This window comes from Plantactinospora sp. ZYX-F-223 (assembly GCF_039649625.1).
Classification (GTDB): Bacteria; Actinomycetota; Actinomycetes; order Mycobacteriales; family Micromonosporaceae; genus Plantactinospora.
Map to the genome: position 1 here is coordinate 78,024 of NZ_JBDJAV010000026.1, position 26,102 is coordinate 104,125.

A 26,102-nucleotide genomic window follows, 5' to 3' on the forward strand; every position below is an offset into this window, starting at 1 on the left:
GGGGCGGTGGAGGTCGGGATGACGGGCGAGGCTGCCGGGGCGCGACCGCTCCGGCCCACCGATCCACGCCAACTCGGCCCGTGTGAGTTGGTCGGTCGGCTGGGCGAGGGCGGCATGGGCACCGTCTACCTGGCGCGGCTGTCCGGCGGGCGTACGGTCGCGGTCAAGGTGATCCGGCCGGACCTGGCGCACGACGCCGAGTTCCGGCGCCGGTTCCGGGGCGAGGTGAAGCGGGCCCGCCAGGTGCCACCGTTCTGCACCGCCGAGGTGCTCGACGCCGATCCCGACCACGACCCGCCCTACCTGGTCGTCGAGTACGTCGATGGCCCCAGCCTGTCCACCGTGGTCGCCGACCGTGGCCCGCTCACCCCGGGCAACCTCCACGGGCTGGCGATCGGGATGGCGACCGCGCTGACCGCGATCCACGGCGCCGGGGTGATCCACCGCGATCTCAAGCCGAGCAACGTGCTGCTGCCGCCGGGCAGCCCGAAGGTGATCGACTTCGGGATCGCCCGCGCGATGCACGGCACCGCCGCCGGCACCCGGACCGACCAGGTGATCGGCACGGTGGCGTACATGGCGCCGGAACGGTTCGAGTCGGCGACCAAGGGCGTACTCACCCCGGCCGCGGACGTCTTCGCCTGGGGCGCCGTGGTGGCGTACGCCGGCACCGGGCGCACCCCGTTCGCCGCCGGGACCCCGGCCGCCACCGCAGTACGGATCATGACCGAGGAACCCGATCTCGACGGGTTGACCGGACCCCTGCGCGAACTGGTCGAGCTGGCGCTGGCCAAGGAGCCGCACCGCCGGCCGGCCGCCCGTGACCTGCTGGAATGGCTGCTGGCCGGTGGACCGGGCCGGACCGGTCAGGCCGCCGAGACGCTGGTTGGGCAACCTGACCTGCTGGCCGCGGTCGAGCAGGCCCAGGCCGCCACCGACCAGCGCCCGCTGGCCGAGACCGCGCTGGTCGCAGGCCCGGCCACCGGGACGGCCATCGGGACGACGGCGAGTCCGCCCGGTACGACGGCGAGTCCGCCCGGTACGACGGCGAGTCCGCCCGGTACCCCGGACCGGTCCGCCGGCAAGCCGGACGGCCTGGTCGGGCAGGGCGGCTCGCGACCCGTCACCGCCGGGGTGGCTCCGGCGGCCGCGGTCGCGCCCGGGGTACCGGCCGGAACGGTCCGCCCGGCGCCGCCCGGACAGCCGGTGGTGCCCGCCCGGCCGGGCCGCCGGGGAGGTGGCCGGTGGGGCATCCTCGCCAGCGCGCTGTTCGCGCTGGTCGGGCTGGTCGGCGCGGGGGTCAGCGTCGGTTACGCCAGCGGGGTGTTGCCGCGGGGCGGGGACCGGGGAGCGGCCAGCCAAACGCCTCCGGGTCCGCTGGCCAACGCGGGGCCGGGGGCCACGATCGGTGGCCCGACCGCGCCGGCCGGTCCCACCCCGACCGATGCCGGCCCGTCCGCCGGGACGCCTCCGTCCGGCCGGGTGGTGGTGGCCGACCCGCTGACCAGGTCGGGCCGGTGGTTGCCGAGGACGGACGAGCGGCACCGGGTCGGGTGCGAGTTCGACGGCGGGCTGGTGGTGTCGAAGCAGAGCGACGGCCCGTACCGGTGCCCGGGGCCGCAGGAGACCTGGGCCGACGTACGGGTGGACGTCGACGTGACCCTGGTCGAGCCGAGCAGTTGCGCCGGGATCTGGTTCCGGTTCACCGACGCGCGGGGCGGTTACGTGCTGCGGGTCTGTGCCGACGGGTACCACCTGATGCAGCACGGGTCCGACACGGCGAGCGAGACCGGCGACTTCCCGTACCCGCCGGATCGGCGGCCGGACGGCCGGATCCGGGTCGGTGTGGTCGCCGACGGCGAGGAGCTGCGCTTCTATCAGGACGGCCGGCAGATCGGCTCGGCGCGGGACACTGCTCCGGTGGCCGGCCGGGTGGTGCTGGGCATCTTTTCCGATCCCGCCTCCGACCAGGGCCGGGAGCCGTCCCACCGGGTCGCCTTCGGAAACGTCGAGATCGCCACCCTGGACTGACTGGGCGCATGGCGGCGTCGGACCGCCACCGCGCCGTCGAAGCCGGCCGCTCAGCCGACCAGTGGGCGGAAGGTGCCGAGCGCGACGCTGACCGCGAGTGCTCCGCCGGCCAGCGCCGCCGCGCCGACGACCAGGGCGGCGTCGGCACCGGTGAACCGCTGCCGGCGCGCCGACGTACGCGGCGAGCCCGAGTCGAAGCCGCGGGCGTCCATCGCGGTGGCCAGCCGGGTACCCCGGCGTATCGCCCCGACCAGCAGGGCGAACGCGGTCGAGCCGAACAGCCGCAGCCGGGTCAGCGGATTCCGTCCGGCATCGATGCCCCGGGCCCGCCGGGCCAGGCTCAACATCCGCCACTCCAGCGCGAGCAGCGGCACCAGCCGGAACGCGGCCAGCGCCCCGATCGCGAACCGGGGCGGTGCCTTGACGTTCTGCACCAGCGCGTCGGTCAGGTCGGTGGGATCGGTGGTGGCGAAGACGAGTACCCCGGGCAGCGCCACCGCGATCACCCGTAGCGCCATGCCCAGCGCGGTGACCAGTACTCCGCTGGTGACCTCCACCGGCCCGGCCTGCCACAGCAGGCTGCCGGTCCGCTCGGCGGCGAAGAGCACCAGGGTGCAGAGGATGCCCAGCGCGCTGAGCAGCAGTGGCCAGGCCCGCCGGGCCAGTGCCGCGTACCGGAGGCCGAAGAGCGGCACCACGGCGAGCTCGAACCCGATCGCCACCGCCGGGGCCACCGGGTCCACCGTGGCGATCAGCGCGACGGAGACGACCAGCGCGGCGGCGACCTTGGCCACCGGGTTGCGCCGGGCCAGCGGTGCGTCGGGGGCGGCGATCGGCTGGTACGGAATCATCCGGCCCGCCCCGCCGATCCGGTGCCGGCCCGATCCACCGGCTGCCCGGCCCCGTCGCCGCCGAGCCGGATCGTCCGGTCGGCCAGCGCGGCGACGAAGTCGGCGTCGTGGGTGACGGTGACGATGCCGTGCCCGCCGTCCCGCAGCCCGGCGAGCAGGTCGACCAGTTCGAGCCAGGTACGCCGGTCCTGGCCGAAGGTCGGCTCGTCCAGCACCAGCAGCCGGGGCGCGGTGGCCAGCGCCGTCGCCACGCTCAGCCGCCGTGCCTGGCCACCGGAGAGGGTGTACGGGTTGGCCGCCGCCAACCGGTCCAGCCGGAGCCGGACCAGCAGCTCGTCCACCACCGACCGGACCGCCGCCTCGGGCTGGCCGGTCCGGCGCGGCCCGAGCGCCAGCTCCTCGAAGACCGTGCTCCGGACGAACTGGTGCTCCGGGTCCTGGAAGACCGAGCCGATCCGGCCGGCCAGCACCGGCGCCCGCCACCGGTGCGGTGCGGTGCCGGCGTGCCGGCCGGCCAGTGCCGGGGAAGCCGACAGCCGGCCGGTGCCGGGCCGGAGCAGCCCGCCGAGCAGCAGCGCCAGCGTGGACTTGCCGGCACCGTTGGGACCGAGCACGGCGAGCGCCTCGCCGGCGCGTACCCGCAGGTCGGTGCTTGCCAGCCGGGGCGGCAGGCCGAGCCGGTCGGCGGTGAGCAACACGTCACCGGGGCCGGTCGCGCCCCGGCGCGGTGCCGGCGGCGGCCCCGGCACCCAGACCCCGGCGGCGGCCAGCGCCGCACCGTGCGCCGCGAAGACCTCCGCCGGGCGGCCGTCGGCCCGTACCCCGGCACCCGGTTCGAGCACCACCACCCGGTCGACCAGCGGCAGCGCCTCCGACACCCGGTGCTCGACCAGGATCAGGGTGGTGTCGTCGTCGACCGCCGCCCGGACCGCGCCCCGGACCAGGGCCGCGCCGGCCGGGTCCAGGTTGGCGGTCGGCTCGTCGAGCAGCAGCAGTCCGGGCCGCAGCGCCAGCACCCCGGCCAGGGCGAGCCGCTGCTGCTCGCCGCCGGAGAGCGCGGCGGTGGACCGGTCCAGGCCGTACGGGAAGCCGACCCGGGCCAGTGCCTCGGTGACCCGGGGCCAGATCTCCTCGGGGGGAACACCTCGATTCTCCAGGCCGAACGCCACGTCGTCGCCGGCCCGGGCCATCACGAGCTGCGTCTGCGGGTCCTGGAAGACGATGCCGACCCGCTCCCGGGCCTTGCGCGGATCGAGCCCGTCGATCTCGACGGTGCCCTCCTGCTCGCCGGAGTCCTCGGCGAGCAGCCCGGCCAGCGCCGCCAGCAGGGTGCTCTTGCCGGCACCGGAGGCGCCGAGCAGGAGTACCCGCTCGCCGTGCCCGATCCGCAGGTCGATGTCGCGGACCGCCCAGGCCCGTCGGCCGGCGTGCCGCCAGCCGAAGCCGCGCAGCCGTACCTCGCTCACGACGACACCACCGGGTCCGCGCCGCTCACACGGCGGTACGCTCGCGGCCGGCGGGGAACCGGTCCAGCGCGCCGGTCTGGGCCAGCGCCCGGGTGAGCGCCCAGCCGCCGGCACCGGCGAGCACCGCCGAGCTGAGCACGGTGAACAGGAAGACCGGCAGCCGGAACGAGTCGAAGTCGTACTCGGAGTAGTAGCGGACCTGGTCGAAGATCGCGGCGGCGAGACCGGCCAGCAGGCCGGAGCCGATCGCCACCGGCAGCCGGAACGAGCGGTACCCGACGGCGAGGAACGCCGCCTCCGCGCCGACGCCCTGGGCGAGCCCCTGCAGGATCGCGACCGTGCCCCACTGGCTGCCCAGCAACACCGAGACGAAGGCGGCGAGGAACTCGCAGTACAGTGCCGCACCCGGCTTGCGGATCACCAGGCCACCGAGCACTCCCGGCACCAGCCAGATGCCGTAGATGACCGCCTGGGCCGGCGGGAAGAACGTGAACGCACCCTCGGTGGCGCTCCACACCAGGTTCCAGGCCCAGAAGATGACCCCGAACGCGACCGCGATGACCGAGGCGACGACGATGTCGACGGTGCGCCATCTGGTGGTGGTGGACGGACTCATGAGCGTGCCTCCCAGTCGCGTGGCACACCAGGCAAGACGCACGCCGCAACCCGGGACGGCCCGGACTGCGGCGCGGCTGGAGACTCGACCGAACTCCCTGCGCTGGCATTACCCAGATCAGGTTCGAGGGTCTGCGGGTGTGTCACCCGCACTCTCAGCGCTGTGCGCTCCCCTGTCGGATGTGCTGTTGTTGCGCAGACGGTACACCGGATGCCGCTGCGCCGACAGCGGTGGAGCCGGTGGATGTGGTGGTGCCCACGATGTCACGGGATAGGGTGGATGGCCCAGATCAACATCTCGAAGGGACGCGTGCGGCGTGACACTCAGCCCCGAGGGCTATCTCGACGTGGTCACCGAGACGATCGGGCGGGTGGCGGCCGCCGCCCGGGACGGCGTACGCCGGGCGGCCGACCTGGTCACCGACGCGCTCCGGGCCGGCGGAGTGGTGCAGGCGTTCGGCACCGGCCACTCCGAGGCGCTGGCCATGGAGATCGCCGGCCGGGCCGGCGGACTGGTCCCGACGAACCGGATCGCGCTGCGCGACCTGGTGTTGCGCGGTGGCGAGCCGGTCGACATCCTCGGCCCCACCCTGGAACGGGACCCGACCGTGGCCCGCCGACTCTACGAGCTGACCCCGATCGACCCCCGGGACGTCTTCGTGATCGCCTCGAACTCCGGGGTGAACGGCACCATCGTCGAGTTCGCGTCGCTGGTCAAGGAGCACGGCCACGGGCTGATCGCGATCACCTCGCAGCAGCACTCGGCCCGGGTGGCGTCCCGGCACCCGTCCGGACGCAAGCTGAGCGATCTCGCCGACGTGGTGCTCGACAACGGCGCCCCGTACGGCGACGCGACGCTGCCGCTGCCCAGCGGCGGTGCGGTCGGCGCGGTGTCGTCGATCACCGCTGCGCTGCTCGCCCAGCAGGTCGTGGTGGAGGTGGTCCGCCGGCTGGTCGCGGCGGGCGAGACCGCCCCGGTCTACCTCTCGGCCAACATTCCGGACAGCGACGAGCACAACAACACCCTGGAGGCCCGGTACGCCGGCCGGATCCGCCGGGGCGGCTGACCCCCGGGTACCGCAGACCTCCGGCGCCGCCCGGTTTGCCACCGGTACTGCCGCCGCGTCCGCTGTCGAGGCTTCCTCGCGTTTCACGTACGGCCGGTTCGGGCACACTGCTGCGAACTTCGACCGGAACGGGAGGTGGCCCACGTGGCCGTCGAGACGGAGAAGCAGCGTTGGCAGCGCAACTTCGCCGACCTGTTGCAGGAGCTGCGGGTGGCGCAGACCGGGGTGCAGATCCTGTTCGCCTTCCTGCTCACCCTGCCTTTCAGCAACGGCTTTCCGCGAGCCACCACGTTCCAGAAGGACACCTACGTCGTCGCGCTGCTGTCGGCGGCGGCCGCCACCGCGTTGATCATCTCGCCGGTCGCCTTCCACCGGGCGCTCTTCCGGCAGGGGCGCAAGCCGGAACTGGTCCGGTTCGCGCACGGCATGGCGACCGGCGGGCTGGCCTTCATGCTGGTCTCGATGGTCAGCTCGGTGCTGCTGATCACCGACTTCCTGCTGCCCCGAGCGGTCGCGTTCGTACTCAGCGCGCTGACCGGGGCCTGGTTCCTGACCTTCTGGGCCGTGCTGCCGTTCCTGCGCCGCAACTGGGGCGAGGCCGACGAGGACGACGACGAGACGCCGGCCGCCGCCCGCCCCGACGCGGTCGACTGAGCACACCCCGCCAGGCTGGGGGATGTCGCTCTGTGTAATCCATACTGGACAGTATATATGCTCATTTGATCAGTCCGTCTACTGTGGCTGATCGGAGGAAACGCACCAGCTAGTCGCCACATTTTTGATCATTGGCATCTTCGCCCGGGCGGGTCGCCCCCTACACCGAGGCCCTTGACGGAGAGTTATATCCGGAACGACAACTACGGACCGCGAGAGGCGAGGATGAGCGAGGTTCTGGGGGGACTGTCGACCGGGAGTTCGGTGGCAGTGCTGGTGGGCCTGATCGGGGGGTTGGGGCTGCTGGTTCGGGGCTTTCTGCGGCACCGCAGCCGGGTGCAGGCGGAGCGGGAGTGGTCGGCGCGGACCCGGGCCCGCACCATGGGCCTGATCCGGCTGGCCGGCGGCCGCTCCGCCGACGTACGGATCGACGAGCGGGACCGCGACGGGCACCGGGTCGTGGAGCTGCGGGGTCTTCGTCGAACAGACGGGGGCGAGGCGGCATGAGCGAGCGCAGCGAGCGAATCAGTCAGCTCAGTGTGATTGAGCCTCATGACGGCACGGAGCGCAGCGGAGTGCCGGCATGAGCGAGCGCAGCGAGCGAATCAGTCAGCTCAGTGTGATTGAGCCTCATGACGGCACGGAGCGCAGCGGAGTGACGGCATGAGGAGCGGGGACAACGCAGTGGTGCGGGCCGAGTCGGCCGCCCGGTTGGGGGACCGGGGCCAGGCCGACTCCGAGGTGAGCTTCGAGGCGTTCTGCCAGCGGAACTTCGTGCTGGTCGAGCGCTTCCTGCTCGCCCAGTCCGCGGACCGGGGGCTGGTCGAGGACGCCGTACAGGAGGCGTTCATCACCGCCCGGGACAAGTGGGAGCAGATCCGGGACTACCAGAAGCCGCTGGCCTGGATGTACAAGACCGCCCGGTACAAGCTGCTGGTGCTGCAACGGCGCCGCCGGCAGGACGTGACGGTCAGTCTGGAGGAGGTACCGCCGGAGCGGCTCGCCGAACCGGCCGACCCGGCGGAGGCCCGGGAGCTGCTGCGCGGCTGGTTGCCGAGGCTGCCGCCCCGCCAGGCCGAGGTATTCGTACTGGCGCTGGACGGCTGGTCCGACCACGAGATCGCGGCCATCCTCGGCATCGCGTACAACACGGTGCGGACGTACCGGCAGGAGGCTCGGCACCGGTTGAAGGAACTCGCCCAGCAGGCGGGCTTCGAGACGCCGTCCGGGAGGGATCGGGGATGAACCTGGACGAGATCCTGTCGTTGGCCTCGGACCGGACGTGCAGCGAGTTGGAACGGGCCCGAGCACGCCGGGCCACCCGCCGGGTGCAGCAGGAATATCAGCGGGCGCTCTCCGAGGGCCGCGACCTGACCGGCGACATCGAGGTACGGGATCCGCTGACCGCCGACACCGACGAGGCGGCCCGGATCACCCGGGCGGCGCAGTTGGCCAAGCTCGGCACCGTGACCTGGATCCGGGCCAGCGGAGAGCTGACCTGGTCGGACGAGATGTCCCTGATCCTCGGCTATCCGCCCGGCACGCTGCGGCACTCGGTCGCGGCGCTGGCCCGGCTGGTCCACCCCGACGACGTCGACGGGGTACGCCGGGTGGTCGAGTCGGTGTGGCGGGACCGTACCGTCCGGGAGACGACCTGCCGGGTGATCCGCCCGGACCGGGTCACCCGGTACGTGCACTGCTACCTGGAATACATCGTCGACGGGGAGAACCGGCCGCACGGCATCATCGCCACCGCCCGGGACATCACCGAACTCGAACTCGCCCGCCAGGAGCAGGCCCGGCTGGCCCGCCGTCGCGAGACGGTGCAGGCGGAGCTGGCCGGCCGGGACCCGGTCACCGGGCTCTTCCACCGGGCCAGGTTCGCCGACGAGATCGACACCGCCCAGCGGGGCGGGCCGGGCGTGTTGCTGGTGGTGGCCGTCGAGCCGGTCGGCCCGGCGCTCGACCCGGACGCCGATGTCGACGGCGAGCCCGGCGGTGCCGACGAGCAGGAGCGGCTGGCGGTGGCGGTCGCCCAGGTCGTCCGCCGGGTAGCCCGCCGCTCCGACGTCTGCGGGCTGACCGGTCCGAACGAGTTCGGGGTACTGATGCAGCGGACCACGCTGAGTTCGGCCACCGCGCTCGCCGAGGTCATCATCGACGGCATCCGGTCCCAGTCCTTCGTGCTGGGCCGGACCCGACTGGTCGACGCCTGGGGCGGCCTGGTCCGCTACCAGGGCCGGGACGGCAGCCGCGGCGTCGACCTGATCGTGGACGCGGAGACGGCCTGGCGCCGGGCCCGGGCCACCGGCGTCGCCCGGGTCGCCCTGGACCAGCCGGCGGCCGAGGACGAGCGCCGGGAGCTGTGCCGGAGCCGGGTACGGGCGACGGTGGCGGAGAACCGGTTCACCCTCTACACCCAGCCGATCCTCGACCTGCGGCTCAACCAGATCACCCGGCAGGAGATCCTGCTCCGGGTGGTCAACGACGGCGGGCAGGCGCACTCCGCCTCGACCCTGCTCGGCGACGCGGAGCGGCTGGACGAGATCCTGCCGATCGACCGGTGGGTGATCGACCGCACCATCGAGCTGATCGCCCGCGGCCCGCGTACCTCGCACTACCAGGTGAACCTCTCCGGGCGTTCGCTCGGCGACCCGCACCTGCTGGAGCGGGTACAGCAGCGGCTCCAGCAGTACGACGTCGATCCCGGCCAGATCACCTTCGAGATCACCGAGACGGCGCGGATCGGCAACCTGACCGAGGCGCACAACTTCGCGTACGGGATCCGCCAGCTCGGCTGCCAGCTCGCCCTCGACGACTTCGGGTCCGGGCACGTTCCGTTCGCCTTCCTTACCTACTTCCCGGTGGACCTGGTGAAGGTGGGTGGCGAGTTCATCGCCGGCATCGAGCACTCGGTGGCGAACCGGGGCATCGTGCGGTCGATCGTCGAGATGTGCCGCGCGTTGGGGATCCGGACCGCTGCCGAGCACGTGGAGGACGAGGCCACCATGAATCTGCTCCGCGACTACGGGGTGGACTTCGCCCAGGGGTACCTGGTCGGCAAGCCCAAGCCGGTGACCAGCCCGGCGCGTACGCCGGTGGCGCCGGCCGAGCCGGAGGTCGATCCGGAGCGGGAACTGCGGGCCGCCACCGGATAGCCGGACGGACCGCCGGTCGGTCGGTGCGGGGCAGCCCGGCACCGGGCCGACCGGCGGTCCATGCAACGTCCCGGGTGCGGTGACCGTCATTAAGGGGCGTGGAAGCCCGAGCAAGGCCGCTACCGGCGGTCGACAGACCGATCGCGCGACGGGTCCGGAGCGGTCCGGGCGGGTGGGAGTGGCTGGCCGCGACGGCCGTCCTGTTGGTCGTGCTGGCGGTCGCCAGCCTCACCGCCGGCTGCGGTGCCGATCCGGCACGCCGGCCCCCGGCCGGCCAGGGCGCCCGGCTGACCGCGAGCGGTCCGGCCCACCGGCCGGCAACACTCGACCTGGCTCTGCTCCAACCCAGCGGGTTGGGCACGGGATGGCGGCAGAGTCCGCACCCGCCGGAGCAGCCGCCGTGGCCGTGGCTCCAGGCCGACTGCCCGGCGTACCGGGAGGGGGACTACCCCGCCCAGCGGCACCGGACCGGCGCCGTGCAGCGCCGCTACCGGCACGAGCCGTCCGAGCTGGTCGCGACGCAGGTCGTCGAGGCGTACGAGCCGGGCTGGGCGGTGCGGGCCCTCGACGACGTACGCCGGGTCGTCACGACCTGCTCCCGGTACGACGCCTACGGCGCCAGCATCTCGTTCAGGCTGCTCGACATTTCGCTCCCACCCGCGGACGGGCTGGTGGTGCAGGGGCGGATCGACTCTCCCGGAGCACCCGCCCGGTCCACGCTGCTGGTGGCGGTACGCCACGACGACCGGCTCTCGACACTGAACGTTCCGGGTCCGGTGGACCGGGCCACCGCGTACACGGTGGTGAAGAAGTTGGCGGACCTCCTTGGCTAGCCGGCGCGGGCCGAGGCGCCGGGAGCTGCTCGCCGCCACCGCCGCCGCACTGCTCGGTACGGGTGCGGCCGGCACCGGGCTGGCGTACCGGTGGGCGGGTTCGGCGGATGCCGGCGCGCGGCCCGGGGCGGCGGCCAGCCCGGCCCGACCGACGCCCAGCCCGACCCCGGACTACCCAGCGCTGGCGCGTACCCGGATCGAGCGCCACCTGCGCGGAGTCGGCGGCCGGGTCACCCTGGCGGTGCGGGACCGAATCACCGGTCTGGCGGTCACCGCCGGCACCCGGCGGTACCAGACCGCCAGCATCGTCAAGGTCGACATCCTGGCCGCGCTGCTGCTGCGCCGCCAGGACCAGGGGCGCAAGCTCAGCGCGAACGAGCGCCAACTGGCCCGGTCGATGATCGTGGTCAGCGACAATGCCGCGGCGAGCAGCCTCTACGCCACGATCGGCTACCGGACCGGACTGACCGCCGCGAACCGGACTCTCGGACTGCGCCAGACGACGCCCAACTCCAGTTGGGGGATGACCACGACCACGGCGGCCGATCAGCTCCGGCTGCTGATCGCGGTCACCGACCCGGCCGGTCCGCTCAGCGATGGCAGCCGGGACGTCCTGCTCGGGCTGATGGCTCAGGTGGACAAGGAGCAGGACTGGGGGATCACCGCCGCCGCCGGTCGGGCGAGCACCGCCAGCTACGTCAAGAACGGCTGGACCACGGTCGACGCCGACAACGGGCGGTGGCTGGCGAACAGCATCGGCCGGATCGTCGAGCCGGGCCGGGACTGGCTGATCGCCGTACTCTCCGACCACCACTCGACCCGGCAGAAGGGGATCGCGGCGGTGGAGAAGGCCGCGAAGTACGCGCTGACCGAGCTGCGCGGGATCCCGCCGGCCGGTGGGTCGGCACACTGAGGCCGGTATCCATTTACTGCATCACGCGATGGCAATGTGGACGATCGGACCGGCGGGTCGCCGCCGTCAGGCCGGGTCGGCTCGCCGGTTCGACCGAAGGTTGCCGATGCCCACGTCGAGCGCGGCCTCCAGGTGCGTGATCCGGCCGGTCGCGAGCATCACCACGACACCGCCCTGGATGCCGGCGAGTAGGGCAGCGGACGTCTGTTCGGCATCGAGGCCGGGATCGACCTCGCCGATCTCCTGCATGTGCCGGATTCCCGCGCTGATCTCCGCCTGCCAGGCGCGGAGGAGTTCGGTGACCACGGCCCGGGCGCCGGGGGTGCTCCGGCCGAGGTGCGCGACGAGGCCGTTGAGCGGGCAGTCCATTCCCTGGCCGAGATAGCGGGCCACCACCCGGTCCCGCCACGCCCACCACGCCGGCCAGGAGGTGAGGTCGCCGAGCTGCGGCTGCTGGTCGGTGAGTACCCGGTCGGCCTCGTAGCGGGCGACGGCCAACAGCAACTCGTCCTTGCCGTCCGGGAAGTAGTGGAAGAGCTGGCTCTTGCTGGTGCCGGTCCGGGCCCGTACGTCGTCGAGGGTGGTCGCGGCGACGCCACGCTCCCGGATCTCGGCCGCCGCGCCCTCGATGATGCGTTGCCGGGTGGCGGTGCCTTTCTGGGTTAATGTCCGATTCATGCCTATCCGATCCTCTGGACTATCTGGTCCACTCTATTCGGGGTCGAGGCGCGTTCTTTGGACTTGCCGGTCCAATTTTTTCGAAGCAGGGTTGTGCACATGAACGACTACTACCTGCTCGGCCGGTCCGGGCTGCGGGTGAGCCGGCTGGCGCTGGGCACGATGAACTTCGGCACCTCCGGCTTCCATGCCGCATACGGCAAAACCAAGGCGGAGGCCGAGCCGATTCTCCGGGGCTATCTGGAAGCCGGCGGCAACTTCGTCGACACCGCGGACTTCTACACGGCGGGGGAGAGCGAGCGCATCCTCGGCACGTTGATCGCCGCCGCCGGAGTGCGGGACAAGGTCGTGCTGACCAGCAAGTTCACCAACAGCATCGATCCGGCGGACCCGAACGCCAGCGGCAACGGCCGCAAACACATCGTCCGGGCCCTGGAGGCGACGCTGCGCCGGCTCAACACCGACTATCTCGATCTCTATCTGCTGCACACCTGGGACCGGATCACCCCGGTCGAGGAGGTGGTGCGTACCTTCGACGACCTGGTCCGTGCCGGCAAGATCCGCTACGCCGGCCTCTCCGACGTCCCCGCCTGGTACGCCGCCCGCGCACAGAGCCTCGCCGAGGCGCACTCGCTGAACCCGATGATCAGCCTCCAGTTGCCGTACTCGCTGATCGCCCGGGGGATCGAGCCGGAGTTCGTACCGATGGCCCAGTCGCTCGGGCTGGGGCTCACCGCGTGGAGCCCGATCGGCGGCGGGCTGCTCACCGGCAAGTACCGGCGGATGGGTGACGGCGTGACCGGCGAGGGCCGGCTCGGCGCGCCCGGCGGGCACCAGCGGCCGATCGACGAGCGGGAGTGGCAGGTCATCGAGGTGCTGGCGGGGGTGGCGGCCGAGCTGGGCCGGAGCATGGCCCAGGTGGCGATCAACTGGGTGGCCACCCAACCCGGTGTCGGGTCGGCGATCATCGGCGCGAGCAGCCCGGAACAGTTGGCGAGCAACCTGGCCGCACTCGACTTCGAGATCCCGGCGGAGGCGCGGCGCCGGCTCGACGAGGCCAGCGCGGTCCCGCTGGCGGGGCCCTACTCGATGTTCACCCCGGAATACCAGTCCTGGATCGTCAACCCCGGGCTGGGCATCGGCGACAAGCCCGCTGGCTACGCCCCGCCGGTGTGGAACGGCGCCGCCCAGCCGGTCGGCTGACGCCCGTTGTCCGTCCGGTCCGCTGTGGTCACCTGGACATCAGATGCGTTACGGCAGCCTCCTAGCGCATCTGGTGTCCAGGTCGGCGCAGGCGCGGCGGCTGCCGGGGGTCAGTGGGTGCTGACGGTGTGGACGAAGGTGCGCCAGGCGTCGGTCGTGAAGGTGAGGACGGGGCCCTGGCGGTCCTTGCTGTCGCGGACGTGTACGGCGTCGGGGAGGTTGTCGGCCACCTCGACACAGGTGTCACCGCCGTTGGAGGAGCGGGTGGAGGTGCGCCACTGGGCGTTGCTCAGGTCCATGTCTTCGCCGCTTCCTTGAGCAGGTCGAGGGAGTGCGGGCGCGGCAACGCCTCGCTGCGGACGCATTCCCACGCCTCTTGCAGGCTATCAATCTCGTCGGGCAGCGTGACGATCTGACCACGGAGCTGATTGTCCAGATAGCCGAGCCAACTGTTGCCCTCCAGCGCGGCCAGCACGAACGGCCCGGCCAGCCCGGCGTACATGCCGATGCCGTTCGGCACGACCAGCAGGTCGACGTTCGGCAACTCGGCCCACCGCGCTCACCAGCTAGTTGGAGAAGTTGATCCGCCTGCCGAACTGGTCCTGGGACAGGCCGGCGGTGACCCGCATCCGGCGGAGCTGCGCCCGGATGAACTCGATGAGCGGTGCCTCGACCGGTCGCTCGCCCTGTTGGCCGTCGCGGGCCTGGCCATCCTGTTCGTCCATGATCCCCCCTCGCCGCCCCGGCGCCACTCCGCAGGCGCCGGTAGCTCCCTCGGCTGATTCCTGGGCGCACCGTAGTGGCTACTGACCGGACAGTGAAGGTTCCTGGTGGCACCTGTGGCGAGATGCTGGACGTCTCTGGAATGGGGCCGCGCCGACGGCACGTCGAGGTGCCCGGGGGCGTGGGTGCACAGGCGGGGCAGCTCGACAGTCTCGCCACCGCACACCGATGCCGCCGGGCGGCCGGTCCGCTGCCGGCGGCGGAGATGTGGACATCCGCATATTCAGTGCTACCGACGGGTAACAAAACCGAGTAGCGTGGACGGTGTATTCGGCCGCAGCACGTCAGGGGGTTGCCCGCTCCGCTGCACGGAGTGATGAGCGCGGTTACCTCCTTGGCGCCGTACTCGATCGAGGGGGGTTGCCGTGACCACCACAGAGCAGAACAGGCCGGCGGCGGGCGGGTCGGACGGAGTCGGGCCGCTGCCGAAGGAGGCCGGGCAGGTCTCCGAGCGGGAGGCCCGGCAGGTCGCCGAGGCTGCCCGGGAGACGGAGTGGGGCAAGCCGAGCTTCGGCAAGGAACTCTTCCTCGGCCGGCTCCGGCTGGACCTGATCGACCCGTGGCCGCAGCCCGATCCCGATCCCGAGCGCGCCGCCCAGGCGCAGGAGTTCCTCGACCGGCTCGACAGCTACGTCCGGTCCGAGGTGGACGGCGCGGCGATCGAGCGGGACGCCCGGATCCCCGACGAGGTGTTCGCCGGGCTCGCTCGGCTCGGCACCTTCGGAATGAAGATCGACCAGAAGTACGGCGGCCTCGGGCTGAGCAACCTGCACTACTGCCGGGCGTTGACGCTGGCCGGCTCGGTCAGCCCGGCGATCGGCGCGCTGCTCTCGGCGCACCAGTCGATCGGGGTGCCGCAGCCGCTGAAGCTCTTCGGCACCGACGAGCAGAAGCAGCGCTTCCTGCCCCGGCTGGCCGCTGGCGAGGTGTCGGCGTTCCTGCTGACCGAGCCGGATGTCGGCTCCGACCCGGCAAGGCTGGCCACCACCGCCGAGCCGACCGAGGACGGCACCGGTTACCGGCTCAACGGCGTCAAGCTGTGGGCCACCAACGGGACGGTGGCGAGCCTGCTGGTGGTGATGGCCCGGGTGCCGGCCTCCGAGGGGCGGCGCGGCGGGATCACCGCGTTCGTCGTCGAGGCGGACTCGCCCGGGATCACCGTCGAGCGGCGTAACGCCTTCCTCGGGCTGCGCGGCCTGGAGAACAGCCTGACCCGGTTCTCCGACGTCCTCGTACCCGCCGAGAACGTCATCGGCGGCGAGGGGCGCGGCCTGAAGATCGCGCTGACCACCCTGAACACCGGCCGGCTCTCGCTGCCGGCGATGTGCGTCGGCGCCGGCAAGTGGTCGCTGAACGTGGCCCGGGAGTGGGCCGCCGAGCGGGTGCAGTGGGGCCGGCCGGTCGGCGGGCACGAGGCGGTGGCGAGCAAGCTCGCCTTCATCGCCGCCACCACCTACGGCATGGAGACCATGCTCGACCTCTGTTGCCTGCTCGCCGACGACGACACGAACGACATCCGGATCGAGGCCGCGCTGGTCAAGCTCTACGCCAGCGAGATGGCCTGGAAGATCGCCGACGAACTGGTGCAGATCCGGGGCGGGCGCGGCTACGAGACGGCCGAGTCGCTGACCGCCCGGGGCGAGCGCCCGGCGGCCGCCGAGCAGATCCTCCGCGACCTGCGGATCAACCGGATCTTCGAGGGTTCGACCGAGATCATGCACCTGCTGATTGCCCGGGAGGCGGTCGACGCCCACCTCTCGGTGGCCGGCGACATCATCGATCCCGACGCCGAACTGGGCCGGAAGGTCCGGGCCGGAGCCAGGGCGGGCGCGTTCTACGCCAGGTGGCTGCCGACCCTCGCGGTCGGTCGCGGCCAGAACCCCGGCGGGTACGCCGAGTACGGCCCTCTCGCCGGTCATCTGCGGTACGTCGAGCGGTCGTCCCGCAAACTGGCCCGGTCGACGTTCCTGGCGATGTCCCGCTGGCAGGGAAAACTGGAGCACAAGCAGGGCTTCCTCGGCCGGATCGTGGACATCGGGGCCGAACTGTTCGCGATGTCGGCGGTCTGCGTACGGGCGAACGCCGAACGGGAGACCCGGCCCGAGGGCGTGGAACTGGCCGACCTGTTCTGCCGGCAGGCCAAGGTGCGGATCGCGGCACTGTTCCGGGCACTGTGGGAGAACACCGACTCGGTCGACACGGCGGCGGCGAAGCGGATCCTCGCCGGCCGGTACGCGTTCCTGGAAGAGGGTGTGGTCACTCCGCCGGCCGACCTGCCCTGGGTCGCCCCCTGGCAGCCCGGCCCGTCGACCGCCGAGGACGTACGACGCCGGATTCCGAAGCCGGGCGGCGAGTGAGTCAGTACAGCCAGGACTCCTTGGGGGCGGTGAGCGGGGCGAGGGTCTCCCACAGTTCGTCGGGGATCTGCCAGGTGGCGAGTCGGGCGGTCTCGGCGATCCGCTCCGGGCGGGACACTCCGACGATGGTGGAGGTGATCCGGGGGTCGCGCAGCGAGAACTGGAGTGCCGCCGCCGCGAGCGGTACGCCGTACGCCGCGCACGCCGCCTCCATCGCCCGGATCCGGTCCAGCGTCGCGGCGTCGGCCTGCCGGTAGGCGTACTTGGTGAACCGGGCCGGACCCTTGGCCAGGATGCCGCTGCCGAAGGGGGCGGCGTTCACCACGCCGACGCCGAGCGAGACCGCCTCGTCGATCAGGTCACCGGCCGAGCGGTCCACCAGGGTCCAGCGGTTGTGCGTGATCAGTGCCGCGAAGTGCCCGGTACGCAGGTATTGGGCCATCAGCTCCACCGGGCCACCGGCCACCCCGAGGTGCTCGATCACGCCCTCGCGCTGCAATTCGAGTAGTACCTCGACCGGGCCGCCCGGCGTCATGCCGGCCTCGAAACTGATGTGCTCGGGGTCGTGCAGATAGACCAGCGGCAGCCGATCCAGGCCGAGCCGCTCCAGGCTGCCCTCGGCGGAGCGGCGCATCTGGTCGCCGGAGAAGTCGCGGGTGGTGAAGTCCCGGTCGACCTTGGTGGCCAGCACGAAGCCCTCCGGCACCCCGCCGATCCGGCACAGCGCGGCACCGATGCGCCGCTCGCTCTCCCCGTCGCTGTAGCCGGCGGCGGTGTCCAGGAAGTTGAACGGGCCGGTCAGCGCGGCGAGCGCGGTCTCGGTGCCGCGTTCCGCGCTGACGTCGTACCCGAAGAGGCCCGGCATGCTGCCCAGCGGGCCGCTGCCGATGCAGACCGGGGTGACGTGCAGCCCGGTGCGGCCCAGCGGGCGGCGGGGAAGAACGTCACGGGATTGCTGTTCTCCGTACACGGGAATCCTCGACTTGCGGCATCGGTGGTAGGTCGGCGTGGTGTGGCGGCAGCCCGCGCCGCCGGTTGGTACCCAGCTCTACTGTGGAGGCCACGTTAACCCCTTGCCGTAGCTGGGCCGAGCCGTCAGGGTAGGCCATCCGGTACGCGATGGGGCTCACCAGCGAGGTTCACCGGCACCCGTCAGGTCAGAGGGAGTTGTTTTGTCCCAAGAGAATTCCTACCCTGCCGGCCGGGCGCCGGCAACGGGCGTGTCCACACCCGCAGTGCAGGCTCGGCGCCTCCGGCCCAACCGGCTCCGCTGGGTCGGCGTCGGGGTCGCCCTCGGACTCGTCGTCGGCGCAGCCCCGGTGACGGCCGATCCCGCCCTGGCCGCTGGCCAGGCCAGTTCGACCCGGAACGCCCGGCCCGGCGCACCTACTGCACTACAGGTGGCCGACTTCGCGTGCCCCGCGTCCGGTGTGGTGCCCATCGGCACGATGACCCCGACGTTCTCGGCGGTCTACCCGGACGCCGATTCCACCCAGAGCCTCACCGGCCACTACGAGTGGATCGAGGTCCCGGCCGGCGGCATCGGCACCGTGACGGCCACGTACCCGGCACGGCGGACACCGCCGCCGCCGGCTTCCGCCCCGGCCGACGGGCGGGGCCGCACGGCCGCGATCAGTGGGCTGACCGCCGACAGCACGTACGCGTTCCGGGTCAAGGCAGTGGACTCGGGTTCACCTCCGCGCTGGAGCCCCTGGTCGAAGTGGTGCCAGTTCACCCCGGATGTCAGCGTTCCCCGAGTGACTGTCACCCCGGTGACCGCGCCGATCGGGCCGGGGCAGCCGGTGACGTTCCGCATCGAGTCAGCGGACGATGACGTCAGGGAGTTCCGGTACGGCTGGACAGATCCTCCGAGGACCGTCGTGGCTCCGAGCGGTACGAACCCGACGATTGCCACGGTGACCCTGGTACCGCCGACGTTCGGTCTCAACATCCTGTATGTCGCGGCCGTCGACGCCGCGTTCAACGAGGGGCGGGGGAGTGTCGAGCTGACCGTCCCCCGGCCCGCTCCGGCGGTCGCCCGGTGGGGGTTGGAGATCTATCCAGGTGTCAACGAGGAACAGGCACTTGCCGACTGGTCGGCCGCCCCGGCGGACACGCCGTTGACGGCGACTGACCTGACCTGGGCGCCCGACACCCGGATGATCGGTGCGCGAAGCGCGTCGTTCGACGGATCGAGTTCGCAGGCCGTCACCACCGAGGCCGTGCTTGACACCACCGGGTCGTACAGCGTGGCGGCCTGGGTCCGCCCGGGTGTGCTGCCGACTACTGACTCGGATGTGGCGACTCAGGAGGGCACCGACGCGGGGGCCTTCGCGCTCGGGATCCGCCACCTGGGTAGCCCGCCGGCGCCGTACTGGGCCTTCACTGTGCAGGAGGGCGTCGAAGAGTCCGGCGCCACCCGGACAGCGGCCGCCCCGGCATCGGTCAGCGCGGCCGACCTGAGCCGCTGGACTCATCTGGCCGGCGTGTACGACAGGACGGCCGGCAAGCTCCGGCTGTACGTCGACGGCGTCATGGTTGCCGAAGTGGATCGTACGGCCACGCCGTGGGCCGCGACCGGCCGCTTCGCCGTCGGTCGCGGGTTCTCCGGCGGCGCTCCGGCCAACTGGTGGAACGGCGGCATCGCCGACCTGCGGGTCTACGGTCGCGCCCTGCTCGACCACGAGTTCCTCGGCCAGCTCGCCAGCGACCCGGGCTCGGGCGGATTCGACGAACCGGGGCTGTTGGCCCCGCTTCCGGTCGGGCAGTGGGATTTCAGCGCCGCCGTTCCCTGCTACGAGCCGGGCCCGGACCCGGGCCTCTGCCAGGCACCCGATGGTGGTTCGTTCGGTCGCCGCCTGGCCCTGAGCCAGGGCGTGATGGTCGATTACGGGCCGCTGGGCAACGGACTGGTGTTGAACGACGCCTGGGAGTTCGACCCGGACGACCCACGATACGAAACGCTGCGGACCGTCGAGTACGGCACTTCCCAGGCCAACGTCGGTGATGAGATGGGCTCCAACTGGCAGGACAGCCCGGTACTACGTACCGATGACTCGTTCACCGTGTCGGTCTGGGGTCGCGTCGACGAGACCGGCTCCCGCGACCAGGCCCTCGTCTCCCAGTCCGGCGTGCACGAGTCGGCCTTCCGGCTGGGCTACGAGGCCAGCAGCGGAAAGTGGTCTTTCGTGGTGACCGCCGAGGACGGAATGTCGGCGGCACAGGTCGGGGCACGGTCGCCGGCTTCGGCGACGGCCCACGACTGGGTCCATCTGGTCGGGGTCTACGACGCCGGTCGCCGGCAGATCCGGCTGTATGTCGACGGTGAGCAGGTCGGGGAGACGGCGTTGCCGTGGCGGCCAATGCCCAGCGGCGGGGCGTTGCAGCTGGGCCGTGCGCTCCGAGACGGCGGGTTCGCCGACTACTGGTACGGCGGAGTCGACGAGCTGCGGGTGTTTCAGGGGGCAACGGCCGCCCCGTGGGTCCGGGATCTCCACGACAAGCAGGCGCTGCGAGTCGGACTGAACTGATCCGGTCGACGGCGCGGGATCGCGTCGAGCTGCCGACGGTGTCCACGTAGGCGGGGCATCAGCGGCGGCTCGGCGCGCCGCGCAGCCCGAGCGCCCGCAGCTCCAGCGCCGCCAGCGCGTCCACCGCCTCGGCGTCACCCCGCCGCCACGCCTGCGCCACGTCCGGGTCGATCCGGGTCAGCTTCCGGATCGGCTGGTTCGCCAGCGCCCGCAACGCCAACAGGTCCCGCCCGGCCGGCGCGGACCGCAACGCCCGGGCCGCACCGGCCCGCCGCATCCACCTGACCCGCAACGGCAGCCAGCCCAACAGCACCACCCCGAGCGGAAACACCAGCAGGGTCAGCGACAACGCCAACGCCAGCTCCCCGACCAACTCCTGCTGGTCGCGCCCGGCGTCCGCCATCGCCCGGGCCGCCCCGGCGGCCTTCTCGAACGGGGAGGTCAGCTCGTCACCCACCACCGGCACCCGGCCGATCTTGCCACCGGCATCGGCCAGGTTGTCGGCCAGTCCACCGCCGGCCCCCTCCAGCTTCTGTCCGGGTACGGCGAGCTTCTGCACCAGGTCGTGCAACCACATCGCGGCCCGGATCCAAAGGTAGATCCAGGCGACGACGAGCAGATCGGTGAGGAGTTGACGGGCGGCGGTCGGAACCCGATCGGCATAGAACTTCATGCCGGTCAGCGTGGCGTACGTCAGCGAGCCGCGCACTCCGGGCAGGTGCCGAAGATCTCCAGGGTGTGGCTGACGTCCCTGAACCCGTGCTTGTTGGCGACCCGGTCGGCCCAGCTCTCCACGGCCGGCCCCTCCACCTCGACCGTACGGCCGCAGGCCCGGCAGACCAGGTGGTGGTGGTGCCCCTCGCTGCACCGCCGGTAGAGGTGCTCGCCGCCCGGCGGGCGCATCACGTCGATCTCGCCCGCGTCGGCGAGCCCTTGCAGGGTGCGATAGACGGTGGTCAGCCCGACGCGCTCGCCCCGGCTGCGCAGCATCGCGTGCAGGTCCTGGGCGCTGTGGAAGCCTTCGACTTCACCGAGCAGTGCGCTGACCGCGCTGCGCTGTCGGGTGTTGCGTACTGCCGCGCCGCTCTCCGCCGCTGCCATCTCGCCCTCCTCGCGTCGTCTCAGGTGCCTCCCGGACGTCCCCGTCAGGTGGCTTCCCCCGAATGGCTCACCGCGTCCGCCACGATATGCGCGATGTGCTCGTCGACCAAGGTATAGGCGATTTCCCGACCGCGTCGCGAGCCGCGTACCACCCCGGCTCCGCGGAGCACCCGCAGGTGTTGGGAGACGAGCGGCTGTGGTGCGCCGAGGCTTTCCACCAGCTCGTGCACACATCGTTCGCCGTGCGCGAGTTCGCTGACGATGGCGAGCCGGATCGGTGCCGCGAGCGCTCGTAGCAGCTCACCGGCGCCCGTATAGGCCTCGTAGGCGTTTGTGCTCGTCACCCTGTAACGGTAACCGTTGTTAACGGCGTACCGCCGTTCGGTGCGCGGTTCCAAGGTCAACGGGTACCGGCTTGGCCGGCGGCGCCGGGTCCGGGACGGTCCCCCGGGCGGCGTCGAGCACCACGTCGCAGGGCTCGACCTGCGGCTCCGGCCCGGGCACGGCGCGCCGCCGGGCTAGCGCCCGGCGTATCGCCACCCCCACCGACACCACCAGGAACAGCCCGATCGCCAGGATCACGATGGTGGCCCCGAGCGCGGTGTTGGCGGTGCCGGCCAGCCACACCCCGGAGCCGGAGGCCAGCAGCCCCAGCCCCATCGCGGCGAGCATGGTGCCGAGGAAGCCCCGGGTGAAGAGCTGCGCGGTGGCCACCGGCACCACCATCAGGGCGCTGATCAGCAGCAGCCCGACCGCCCGCATCGCGATGGTCACGGTCACCGCCGTGGTCACCGCGAGCAGTATGTTCAGCGCCCGGACCGGCAGCCCGGAGACCCGGGCGTACTCCTCGTCGTGGCAGATCGCGAAGAGCGCCGGGCGCAGTGCGACCATGGTCACCAGGACCACCGTCGCGAGGGCCACGATCACCACCAGATCCTGCGGCGACGTCGTGGTCAGCGAGCCGAAGAGGTACGCCATCAGGTTGGCGTTGCTCCGGCTTCCGGAGAGCCCGACCAGCATCACGCCACCGGCGATGCCGCCGTAGAAGAGCATCGCCAGGGCGACGTCACCGGAGGTCCGGCCGCGTTCCCGGATCAGTTCGATGGCGACCGCGGCGACCGCCGCCACGATCACCGCCGTCAGTACCGGGGACTGGTTGAGCAGCAGCCCGACCCCGACCCCGGTCAGCGCGACGTGCCCGACCCCGTCGCCGATCAGCGACATCCGGCGCTGCACCAGATAGATGCCGAGCGCCGGGGCGGTCAGCCCGATGACCAGCGCCCCGACCAGGGCCCTGATCATGAAGTCGTACTGGAAAAGGCTCACGGCCGACTGCCCCACATCCCTGTCGACTCCTCCGGCGCGTGCGGGTGGACGTGCTCGTGTCCGGGCGCCGCGTGGTGCCCGGCCGGCTCCGGCACCGCGCCGTCGTGCGCGATCGTTCCCTCGTGCACGACCACCGCCCGGGTGATCACCCCGGCCAGGGGCCCGAGTTCGTGCGCGACCAGCAGCACCGTCCCGCCGTCGGCGACGAACCCGCGCAGCGCCTCGGCGAAGGCGTCCTGGCTGGCCGAGTCGACCCCGGCGGTCGGCTCGTCGAGGACCAGCAGCTCCGGCCCGCCGGCCAGCGCCCGGGCGATCAGAGTGCGCTGCTGCTGGCCGCCGGAGAGGGTGGCCACCGGGTCGCCGGCCCGGTCGGCGAGGCCGACCGCCGCCAGCGCCTCGGCCACCGCCGCCCGGTCGGCCCTCCCCGGCGGCCGGAACACACCCCGCCGGGCCAGCCGTCCGGAGGCGACGACCTCGGCCACGGTGGCCGGTACGCCGCTGCCGGCGCCCATCCGCTGCGGCACGTACCCGATCCGGGCCCACTGCCGGAACCGGCGCTGCGGGGTGCCGAACAGGGTGACCGCACCGGCGGCCAGCGGAACCAGGCCGAGGATGGCCCGGATCAGGGTGGACTTGCCGGAGCCGTTGGCGCCGAGCACGGCGACCACCTCGCCGGGGTTCACCCGCAGGGAGACGCCGCGGAGCACGGGGCGGTCGTCGTAGGCGACCACCCCGTGCTCCACGGTGACGACTGAACCTTTTTCAACCTCCCCTTGCGGTTCCACGGACCGCGAGGTCGGACGCGGTGTGTGAGCGCCGCGCGGTTCAGGTTGAGAAAGGTTCACAGGTTCGGTCATGGGCATCCCAGTGCGGTCTTCAGGGCCCCGAGGTTGCTGCGCATCACCGAAAGGTAGTCCCCGGTACTGCCGGGTTGCAGGCCCTCGATCGGATCGAGTACGGCGGTCTTCGCCCCGACCTCCCGGGCGATCGTCTCGGCGACCTTCGGGCTGACCAGGGTCTCGAAGAAGATCGTGGTGGTCTTGTGCTCCCGGGCCTCGGCGGCCACCTCCGCCAGCCGCTGCGGAGCCGGCTCGTCCTCCGGGGTCAGGCCGGAGATGCCGATCTGCTCCAGTTGGTAGCGCTCCGCCAGGTAGGCGAACGCGGTGTGGCTGGTCACCAGTTCCCGCCGCTGGCAGGTCTTCAGGCCCTGGGCGTACTCGGAATCGAGGGCCTCCAGCTCGGTACGGAGCGCCTTCGCCCGGCCGGTGTAGTCGGCGGCCCGGTTCGGGTCGACCGCGCCCAGCCGCTCGGCCAGCTTGTCGGCGATCCCGGCCAGCCGGGTCGGGTCCAGCCAGACGTGCGGGTCCTTGCCGTTCGACCCCTCCGCGTGCTCCTCCTCGGCAGCCGGCTCCTCGGTCGCGTGGTCCGCGCCCTCGCCCTCGTGCTCCCCCTCGCCCTCGTGCTCGTGCTCGCCGGCGGTCGCGGCCAGCAGCGGCTGCACCGTGGCGACGTCGAAGGCCCGGTCGCCGGCCTGCTGCTGCACCGCCTCGTCCACGCTCGGCTGGAAGCCGGCGAGGTAGACGACCAGTTCCGCGTCGGTGACCTGGCCCACCTGGCCGGGGTTGAGTTCCAGGTCGTGCGGCTCGGCGCCGGGCTTGGCGAGGTTGGTCACCCGGACGGCGTCCCCGCCGACCCGCTCGGTGACGAACTGGAGGGGATAGAAGGCGGCGACGACGTCGACCCGGTCGGGGTCGGCGCCGCTGCCGTCGTCACCACAGGCGGCGGCGCCGGCCAGCGCGAGCAGGCCGGTGGCGGCGAGGGCGACGGTACGGAGGGCGGAGCGGATCACCATGCCGTCCACTCTCCGCGACAATGAGAATGATTGTCAAAAACGCATGCTTGCATGAAACCGCTTCATGCGCTCGGCCGGAGGCGTGGGAACGTCACGGGGTGGGCGATCATCCGAGGATCTTCATCGACGCGGCGCCGACCAGCAGGGTCAGGATCACCAGCCGGAGGGTACGGGTCGCCGGGCTCTGCACCGGCCAGGTGGTCACCAGCAGCGCGGCCAGCCCGGCGGCGAGCGCCAGCAGCAGCGCGCCGCCGACGATCCCCGGCGCGAAGAGGCCGACCAGCACCAGCACCAGTGCGGCGAGGAACACGCCCGTGGGGTTGACCCGGGCCAGGCGGGTCAGCAGAACGCTCTGCGTACGCTGCATCCCACAGACTCTACGAGATCTCGGTGCCCCGGCCGGTGAGCTGTTGCCAGCGACACCCCAGCTCGCCGGGGCGGCGGCCGACGGCAGGAGGCGTACGTGCTCGTGACGAACCGGTTCGTGGTGGCGGAGGAGAACGCCGAAACCTTCCCGGAACGGGCCCACGCCGCGCTGGCCGCCCTCGCCGCCCGGCCGGGATACCGCCGGGGGCAACTGCTGCGGGCCCTCGATGACCCCCGGCACTGGTGCCTAATCACCGAGTGGGAGTCGGTCGGCACCTACCGGCGGGCCCTCGGCGCCTTCGACGTCAAGGTCAACGCCACCCCGTTGCTCGCCGAGTCGCTCGACGAGCCGTCCGCGTACGAGACGCTGGCCAGCGCCGAACCGGACGGTCAGGTCGAAGTCACCCCAAGTGACCGGGCCGCTGACTCCGGCCGGTGATGACCCGGGCACTACCCTTTCCCCATGACCGTTCCCGGACCGCCCGGCGGGCCGTCGTCCCCACCCGAGTCCGTCCGGGCTGACGACCCGGCCCCACCCGGTGGACCCGTGCCGCCGCCCGGCCCGCCACCGCCGCCCGGGTACGGGCAACCGGGACCACCGGTGCCTTCCGGCGGCTACGGAACGCCTTCCGGCGGCTACGGAACGCCTTCCGGCGGCTACGGAACGCCTCCCGGATACGGGACGCCTCCCGTGGGGTACGGGACGCAGCCGGGTGGGTTCGGTCCGGTGCCGGGTGGGTTCGGTCCGGTGCCGCCGAGCGTGCCGGCGCCGCCACCGGGCCCCGGCGTCGAGCCGGTGTTCGCCGCGCCGCCCAGCGAGGGGCGCGGTGCGCGGTTGTGGCTCGGGCTCGGGGTGGCCGCCCTCGCCGTCGTACTCTTCTGCGGCGGTGGCGGAGCGGCGCTGGTCGGCCTGCTGATCTCCGGCTCCCAGGCGTTGAACGAGCAGGCCAGGACGGTGGTCACCGACTACTTCGACGCGGTCGAGGACGGGGACTTCGGCAAGGCGTACGACCTGCTCTGCGAATCCGCCCAGCAGCGGGAGTCGCCGGCCGAGTTCGAACGCCGGGTCGGTGCCGAGCCGGAGATCGCCTCGTTCCGGATCGGCGACGTGTCGTTGACCAGCGAGCTGAGCGTGCCGGTGGACGTGACCTATGCCAGCGGGGGGCAGGACAACCTCGAGGCCCTGCTGGACCAGGACCAGACCACCGGAGGATTGCGGGTCTGCGACATCAGGTGACCCGTGGACGGTCCGCCGGGCGGCGGCGGTACGGCCGCCGAGGTGGAGTAATCTGCTGGCCTTGAACGTCCCGAAGATGTC

The 26,102-nt window shown here is 72.3% G+C and carries 27 protein-coding genes, 1 pseudogene and 1 riboswitch; of the genes and pseudogenes, 13 read left to right on the forward strand and 15 right to left on the reverse strand.

Annotated features, from left to right (window positions below; genetic code table 11):
* Window positions 1-18 precede the first annotated feature (18 nt).
* Window positions 19-2,031, forward strand: a complete 2,013-nt coding sequence (locus AAH979_RS25305; protein WP_346260613.1) for a protein kinase — start codon at window positions 19-21, stop codon at window positions 2,029-2,031.
* Between the two features lie 50 nt (window positions 2,032-2,081).
* Here AAH979_RS25305 and AAH979_RS25310 read toward each other — a convergent pair whose 3' ends face one another.
* Genes AAH979_RS25310 through AAH979_RS25320 form a run of 3 tightly spaced genes read right to left on the reverse strand, consistent with a single transcriptional unit; the run spans window position 2,082 to window position 4,964 of the window.
* On the reverse strand, window positions 2,082-2,882 hold the full coding sequence (locus tag AAH979_RS25310; RefSeq protein ID WP_346260614.1) for an energy-coupling factor transporter transmembrane component T: 801 nt from the start codon (window positions 2,880-2,882) through the stop codon (window positions 2,082-2,084).
* Window positions 2,879-4,348, reverse strand: a complete 1,470-nt coding sequence (locus AAH979_RS25315; protein WP_346260615.1) for an ABC transporter ATP-binding protein — start codon at window positions 4,346-4,348, stop codon at window positions 2,879-2,881. The genes AAH979_RS25310 and AAH979_RS25315 overlap by 4 nt, the downstream gene beginning before the upstream one ends.
* A 25-nt stretch (window positions 4,349-4,373) precedes the next feature.
* On the reverse strand, window positions 4,374-4,964 hold the full coding sequence (locus tag AAH979_RS25320) for an ECF transporter S component (RefSeq protein WP_346260616.1): 591 nt from the start codon (window positions 4,962-4,964) through the stop codon (window positions 4,374-4,376).
* A gap of 76 nt (window positions 4,965-5,040) precedes the next feature.
* A riboswitch (TPP riboswitch) is annotated at window positions 5,041-5,148 on the reverse strand.
* Between the two features lie 132 nt (window positions 5,149-5,280).
* Here AAH979_RS25320 and AAH979_RS25325 point away from each other — a divergent pair.
* The 7 genes from AAH979_RS25325 (at window position 5,281) to AAH979_RS25355 (ending at window position 11,588) form a co-directional block, all read left to right on the forward strand.
* Window positions 5,281-6,030 carry an SIS domain-containing protein gene (locus AAH979_RS25325; protein ID WP_346260617.1) on the forward strand — a complete coding sequence of 250 codons (750 nt, stop codon included), beginning with the start codon at window positions 5,281-5,283 and terminating at the stop codon, window positions 6,028-6,030.
* Window positions 6,031-6,174: 144 nt separating this feature from the next.
* Window positions 6,175-6,684: a DUF6328 family protein gene (locus AAH979_RS25330; RefSeq protein WP_346260618.1), complete on the forward strand. Its 510-nt coding sequence runs from the start codon at window positions 6,175-6,177 to the stop codon at window positions 6,682-6,684.
* Between the two features lie 225 nt (window positions 6,685-6,909).
* The gene (locus AAH979_RS25335; protein ID WP_346260619.1) at window positions 6,910-7,191 is read left to right on the forward strand and encodes a hypothetical protein; all 282 of its coding nucleotides are present in this window, start codon (window positions 6,910-6,912) and stop codon (window positions 7,189-7,191) included.
* Window positions 7,192-7,347: 156 nt separating this feature from the next.
* Window positions 7,348-7,929, forward strand: coding sequence for an RNA polymerase sigma factor (locus AAH979_RS25340; RefSeq protein ID WP_346260620.1), 582 nt, complete (start codon window positions 7,348-7,350; stop codon window positions 7,927-7,929).
* A complete protein-coding gene (locus AAH979_RS25345) occupies window positions 7,926-9,842 on the forward strand; it encodes an EAL domain-containing protein (protein WP_346260621.1) in 1,917 nt (638 codons plus the stop codon). Before AAH979_RS25340 ends, AAH979_RS25345 begins: the two co-directional genes overlap by 4 nt.
* A gap of 209 nt (window positions 9,843-10,051) precedes the next feature.
* Window positions 10,052-10,675, forward strand: coding sequence for a hypothetical protein (locus tag AAH979_RS25350; RefSeq protein ID WP_346260622.1), 624 nt, complete (start codon window positions 10,052-10,054; stop codon window positions 10,673-10,675).
* The gene (locus AAH979_RS25355; RefSeq protein WP_346260623.1) at window positions 10,668-11,588 is read left to right on the forward strand and encodes a serine hydrolase; all 921 of its coding nucleotides are present in this window, start codon (window positions 10,668-10,670) and stop codon (window positions 11,586-11,588) included. Before AAH979_RS25350 ends, AAH979_RS25355 begins: the two co-directional genes overlap by 8 nt.
* A gap of 66 nt (window positions 11,589-11,654) precedes the next feature.
* On the opposite strand, the gene AAH979_RS25360 is transcribed toward AAH979_RS25355, so the two are convergent.
* Complete coding sequence (locus AAH979_RS25360; protein WP_346260624.1) at window positions 11,655-12,266, reverse strand: TetR/AcrR family transcriptional regulator; 612 nt, start codon at window positions 12,264-12,266, stop codon at window positions 11,655-11,657.
* A gap of 99 nt (window positions 12,267-12,365) precedes the next feature.
* On the opposite strand from AAH979_RS25360, the gene AAH979_RS25365 reads away from it, so the two are divergent.
* A complete protein-coding gene (locus AAH979_RS25365) occupies window positions 12,366-13,469 on the forward strand; it encodes an aldo/keto reductase (RefSeq protein ID WP_346260625.1) in 1,104 nt (367 codons plus the stop codon).
* A 110-nt stretch (window positions 13,470-13,579) separates the two neighbouring features.
* On the opposite strand, the gene AAH979_RS25370 is transcribed toward AAH979_RS25365, so the two are convergent.
* Genes AAH979_RS25370 through AAH979_RS25380 form a run of 3 tightly spaced genes read right to left on the reverse strand, consistent with a single transcriptional unit; the run spans window position 13,580 to window position 14,194 of the window.
* Complete coding sequence (locus AAH979_RS25370; protein WP_346260626.1) at window positions 13,580-13,768, reverse strand: DUF397 domain-containing protein; 189 nt, start codon at window positions 13,766-13,768, stop codon at window positions 13,580-13,582.
* A complete protein-coding gene (locus AAH979_RS25375; protein WP_346260627.1) occupies window positions 13,759-14,013 on the reverse strand; it encodes a Scr1 family TA system antitoxin-like transcriptional regulator in 255 nt (84 codons plus the stop codon). The genes AAH979_RS25370 and AAH979_RS25375 overlap by 10 nt, the downstream gene beginning before the upstream one ends.
* A gap of 22 nt (window positions 14,014-14,035) precedes the next feature.
* Window positions 14,036-14,194 carry a hypothetical protein gene (locus tag AAH979_RS25380; RefSeq protein WP_346260628.1) on the reverse strand — a complete coding sequence of 53 codons (159 nt, stop codon included), beginning with the start codon at window positions 14,192-14,194 and terminating at the stop codon, window positions 14,036-14,038.
* Window positions 14,195-14,617: 423 nt separating this feature from the next.
* Between AAH979_RS25380 and AAH979_RS25385 the strand changes: the two genes are divergently transcribed.
* Window positions 14,618-16,609, forward strand: a complete 1,992-nt coding sequence (locus AAH979_RS25385) for an acyl-CoA dehydrogenase family protein (RefSeq protein WP_346260629.1) — start codon at window positions 14,618-14,620, stop codon at window positions 16,607-16,609.
* Between the two features lies 1 nt (window position 16,610).
* Here AAH979_RS25385 and AAH979_RS25390 read toward each other — a convergent pair whose 3' ends face one another.
* Complete coding sequence (locus tag AAH979_RS25390) at window positions 16,611-17,579, reverse strand: aldo/keto reductase (protein WP_346260630.1); 969 nt, start codon at window positions 17,577-17,579, stop codon at window positions 16,611-16,613.
* A gap of 250 nt (window positions 17,580-17,829) precedes the next feature.
* Here AAH979_RS25390 and AAH979_RS25395 point away from each other — a divergent pair, with 250 nt between their 5' ends.
* The gene (locus AAH979_RS25395) at window positions 17,830-20,139 is read left to right on the forward strand and encodes a LamG domain-containing protein (RefSeq protein WP_346260631.1); all 2,310 of its coding nucleotides are present in this window, start codon (window positions 17,830-17,832) and stop codon (window positions 20,137-20,139) included.
* A 58-nt stretch (window positions 20,140-20,197) separates the two neighbouring features.
* Here the strand turns inward: AAH979_RS25395 and AAH979_RS25400 are convergent, their stop codons facing one another.
* The 7 genes and pseudogenes from AAH979_RS25400 to AAH979_RS25430 form a co-directional block, all read right to left on the reverse strand.
* A complete protein-coding gene (locus AAH979_RS25400) occupies window positions 20,198-20,812 on the reverse strand; it encodes a hypothetical protein (protein ID WP_346260632.1) in 615 nt (204 codons plus the stop codon).
* Window positions 20,813-20,832: 20 nt separating this feature from the next.
* Complete coding sequence (locus AAH979_RS25405; RefSeq protein WP_346260633.1) at window positions 20,833-21,240, reverse strand: Fur family transcriptional regulator; 408 nt, start codon at window positions 21,238-21,240, stop codon at window positions 20,833-20,835.
* Window positions 21,241-21,284: 44 nt separating this feature from the next.
* Window positions 21,285-21,584 (reverse strand): metalloregulator ArsR/SmtB family transcription factor, encoded by a 300-nt coding sequence (locus AAH979_RS25410; protein WP_346260634.1) that lies wholly within the window; start codon window positions 21,582-21,584, stop codon window positions 21,285-21,287.
* A gap of 196 nt (window positions 21,585-21,780) precedes the next feature.
* Window positions 21,781-22,566, reverse strand: a pseudogene (locus AAH979_RS25415) (metal ABC transporter permease); the annotation flags it as partial.
* Window positions 22,563-23,351 (reverse strand): metal ABC transporter ATP-binding protein, encoded by a 789-nt coding sequence (locus AAH979_RS25420; RefSeq protein WP_346260635.1) that lies wholly within the window; start codon window positions 23,349-23,351, stop codon window positions 22,563-22,565. The pseudogene AAH979_RS25415 and the gene AAH979_RS25420, both read right to left, overlap by 4 nt.
* Window positions 23,352-23,419: 68 nt before the next feature.
* Window positions 23,420-24,418 carry a metal ABC transporter substrate-binding protein gene (locus AAH979_RS25425; protein ID WP_346260636.1) on the reverse strand — a complete coding sequence of 333 codons (999 nt, stop codon included), beginning with the start codon at window positions 24,416-24,418 and terminating at the stop codon, window positions 23,420-23,422.
* Window positions 24,419-24,524: 106 nt separating this feature from the next.
* Window positions 24,525-24,947 carry a DUF6703 family protein gene (locus AAH979_RS25430; RefSeq protein WP_346260637.1) on the reverse strand — a complete coding sequence of 141 codons (423 nt, stop codon included), beginning with the start codon at window positions 24,945-24,947 and terminating at the stop codon, window positions 24,525-24,527.
* Here AAH979_RS25430 and AAH979_RS25435 point away from each other — a divergent pair.
* Window positions 24,882-25,223: an antibiotic biosynthesis monooxygenase family protein gene (locus AAH979_RS25435; protein ID WP_346260638.1), complete on the forward strand. Its 342-nt coding sequence runs from the start codon at window positions 24,882-24,884 to the stop codon at window positions 25,221-25,223. The two genes, AAH979_RS25430 and AAH979_RS25435, sit on opposite strands and share 66 nt — an antisense overlap.
* A 321-nt stretch (window positions 25,224-25,544) precedes the next feature.
* Complete coding sequence (locus tag AAH979_RS25440; protein ID WP_318398709.1) at window positions 25,545-26,021, forward strand: hypothetical protein; 477 nt, start codon at window positions 25,545-25,547, stop codon at window positions 26,019-26,021.
* The last annotated feature ends 81 nt before the right edge of the window (window positions 26,022-26,102 follow it).

What these genes read in the sequence shown, in the direction of transcription:
- AAH979_RS25360 (WP_346260624.1), bottom strand. Translation starts at nt 12,266, where the DNA reads ATGAATCGGACATTAACCCAGAAAGGCACCGCCACCCGGCAACGCATC.
- AAH979_RS25380 (WP_346260628.1), bottom strand. Translation starts at nt 14,194, where the DNA reads ATGGACGAACAGGATGGCCAGGCCCGCGACGGCCAACAGGGCGAGCGA.
- AAH979_RS25310 (WP_346260614.1), bottom strand. Translation starts at nt 2,882, where the DNA reads ATGATTCCGTACCAGCCGATCGCCGCCCCCGACGCACCGCTGGCCCGG.
- AAH979_RS25345 (WP_346260621.1), top strand. Translation starts at nt 7,926, where the DNA reads ATGAACCTGGACGAGATCCTGTCGTTGGCCTCGGACCGGACGTGCAGC.
- AAH979_RS25320 (WP_346260616.1), bottom strand. Translation starts at nt 4,964, where the DNA reads ATGAGTCCGTCCACCACCACCAGATGGCGCACCGTCGACATCGTCGTC.
- AAH979_RS25335 (WP_346260619.1), top strand. Translation starts at nt 6,910, where the DNA reads ATGAGCGAGGTTCTGGGGGGACTGTCGACCGGGAGTTCGGTGGCAGTG.
- AAH979_RS25405 (WP_346260633.1), bottom strand. Translation starts at nt 21,240, where the DNA reads ATGGCAGCGGCGGAGAGCGGCGCGGCAGTACGCAACACCCGACAGCGC.
- AAH979_RS25400 (WP_346260632.1), bottom strand. Translation starts at nt 20,812, where the DNA reads ATGAAGTTCTATGCCGATCGGGTTCCGACCGCCGCCCGTCAACTCCTC.
- AAH979_RS25340 (WP_346260620.1), top strand. Translation starts at nt 7,348, where the DNA reads ATGAGGAGCGGGGACAACGCAGTGGTGCGGGCCGAGTCGGCCGCCCGG.
- AAH979_RS25365 (WP_346260625.1), top strand. Translation starts at nt 12,366, where the DNA reads ATGAACGACTACTACCTGCTCGGCCGGTCCGGGCTGCGGGTGAGCCGG.
- AAH979_RS25305 (WP_346260613.1), top strand. Translation starts at nt 19, where the DNA reads ATGACGGGCGAGGCTGCCGGGGCGCGACCGCTCCGGCCCACCGATCCA.
- AAH979_RS25370 (WP_346260626.1), bottom strand. Translation starts at nt 13,768, where the DNA reads ATGGACCTGAGCAACGCCCAGTGGCGCACCTCCACCCGCTCCTCCAAC.
- AAH979_RS25425 (WP_346260636.1), bottom strand. Translation starts at nt 24,418, where the DNA reads ATGGTGATCCGCTCCGCCCTCCGTACCGTCGCCCTCGCCGCCACCGGC.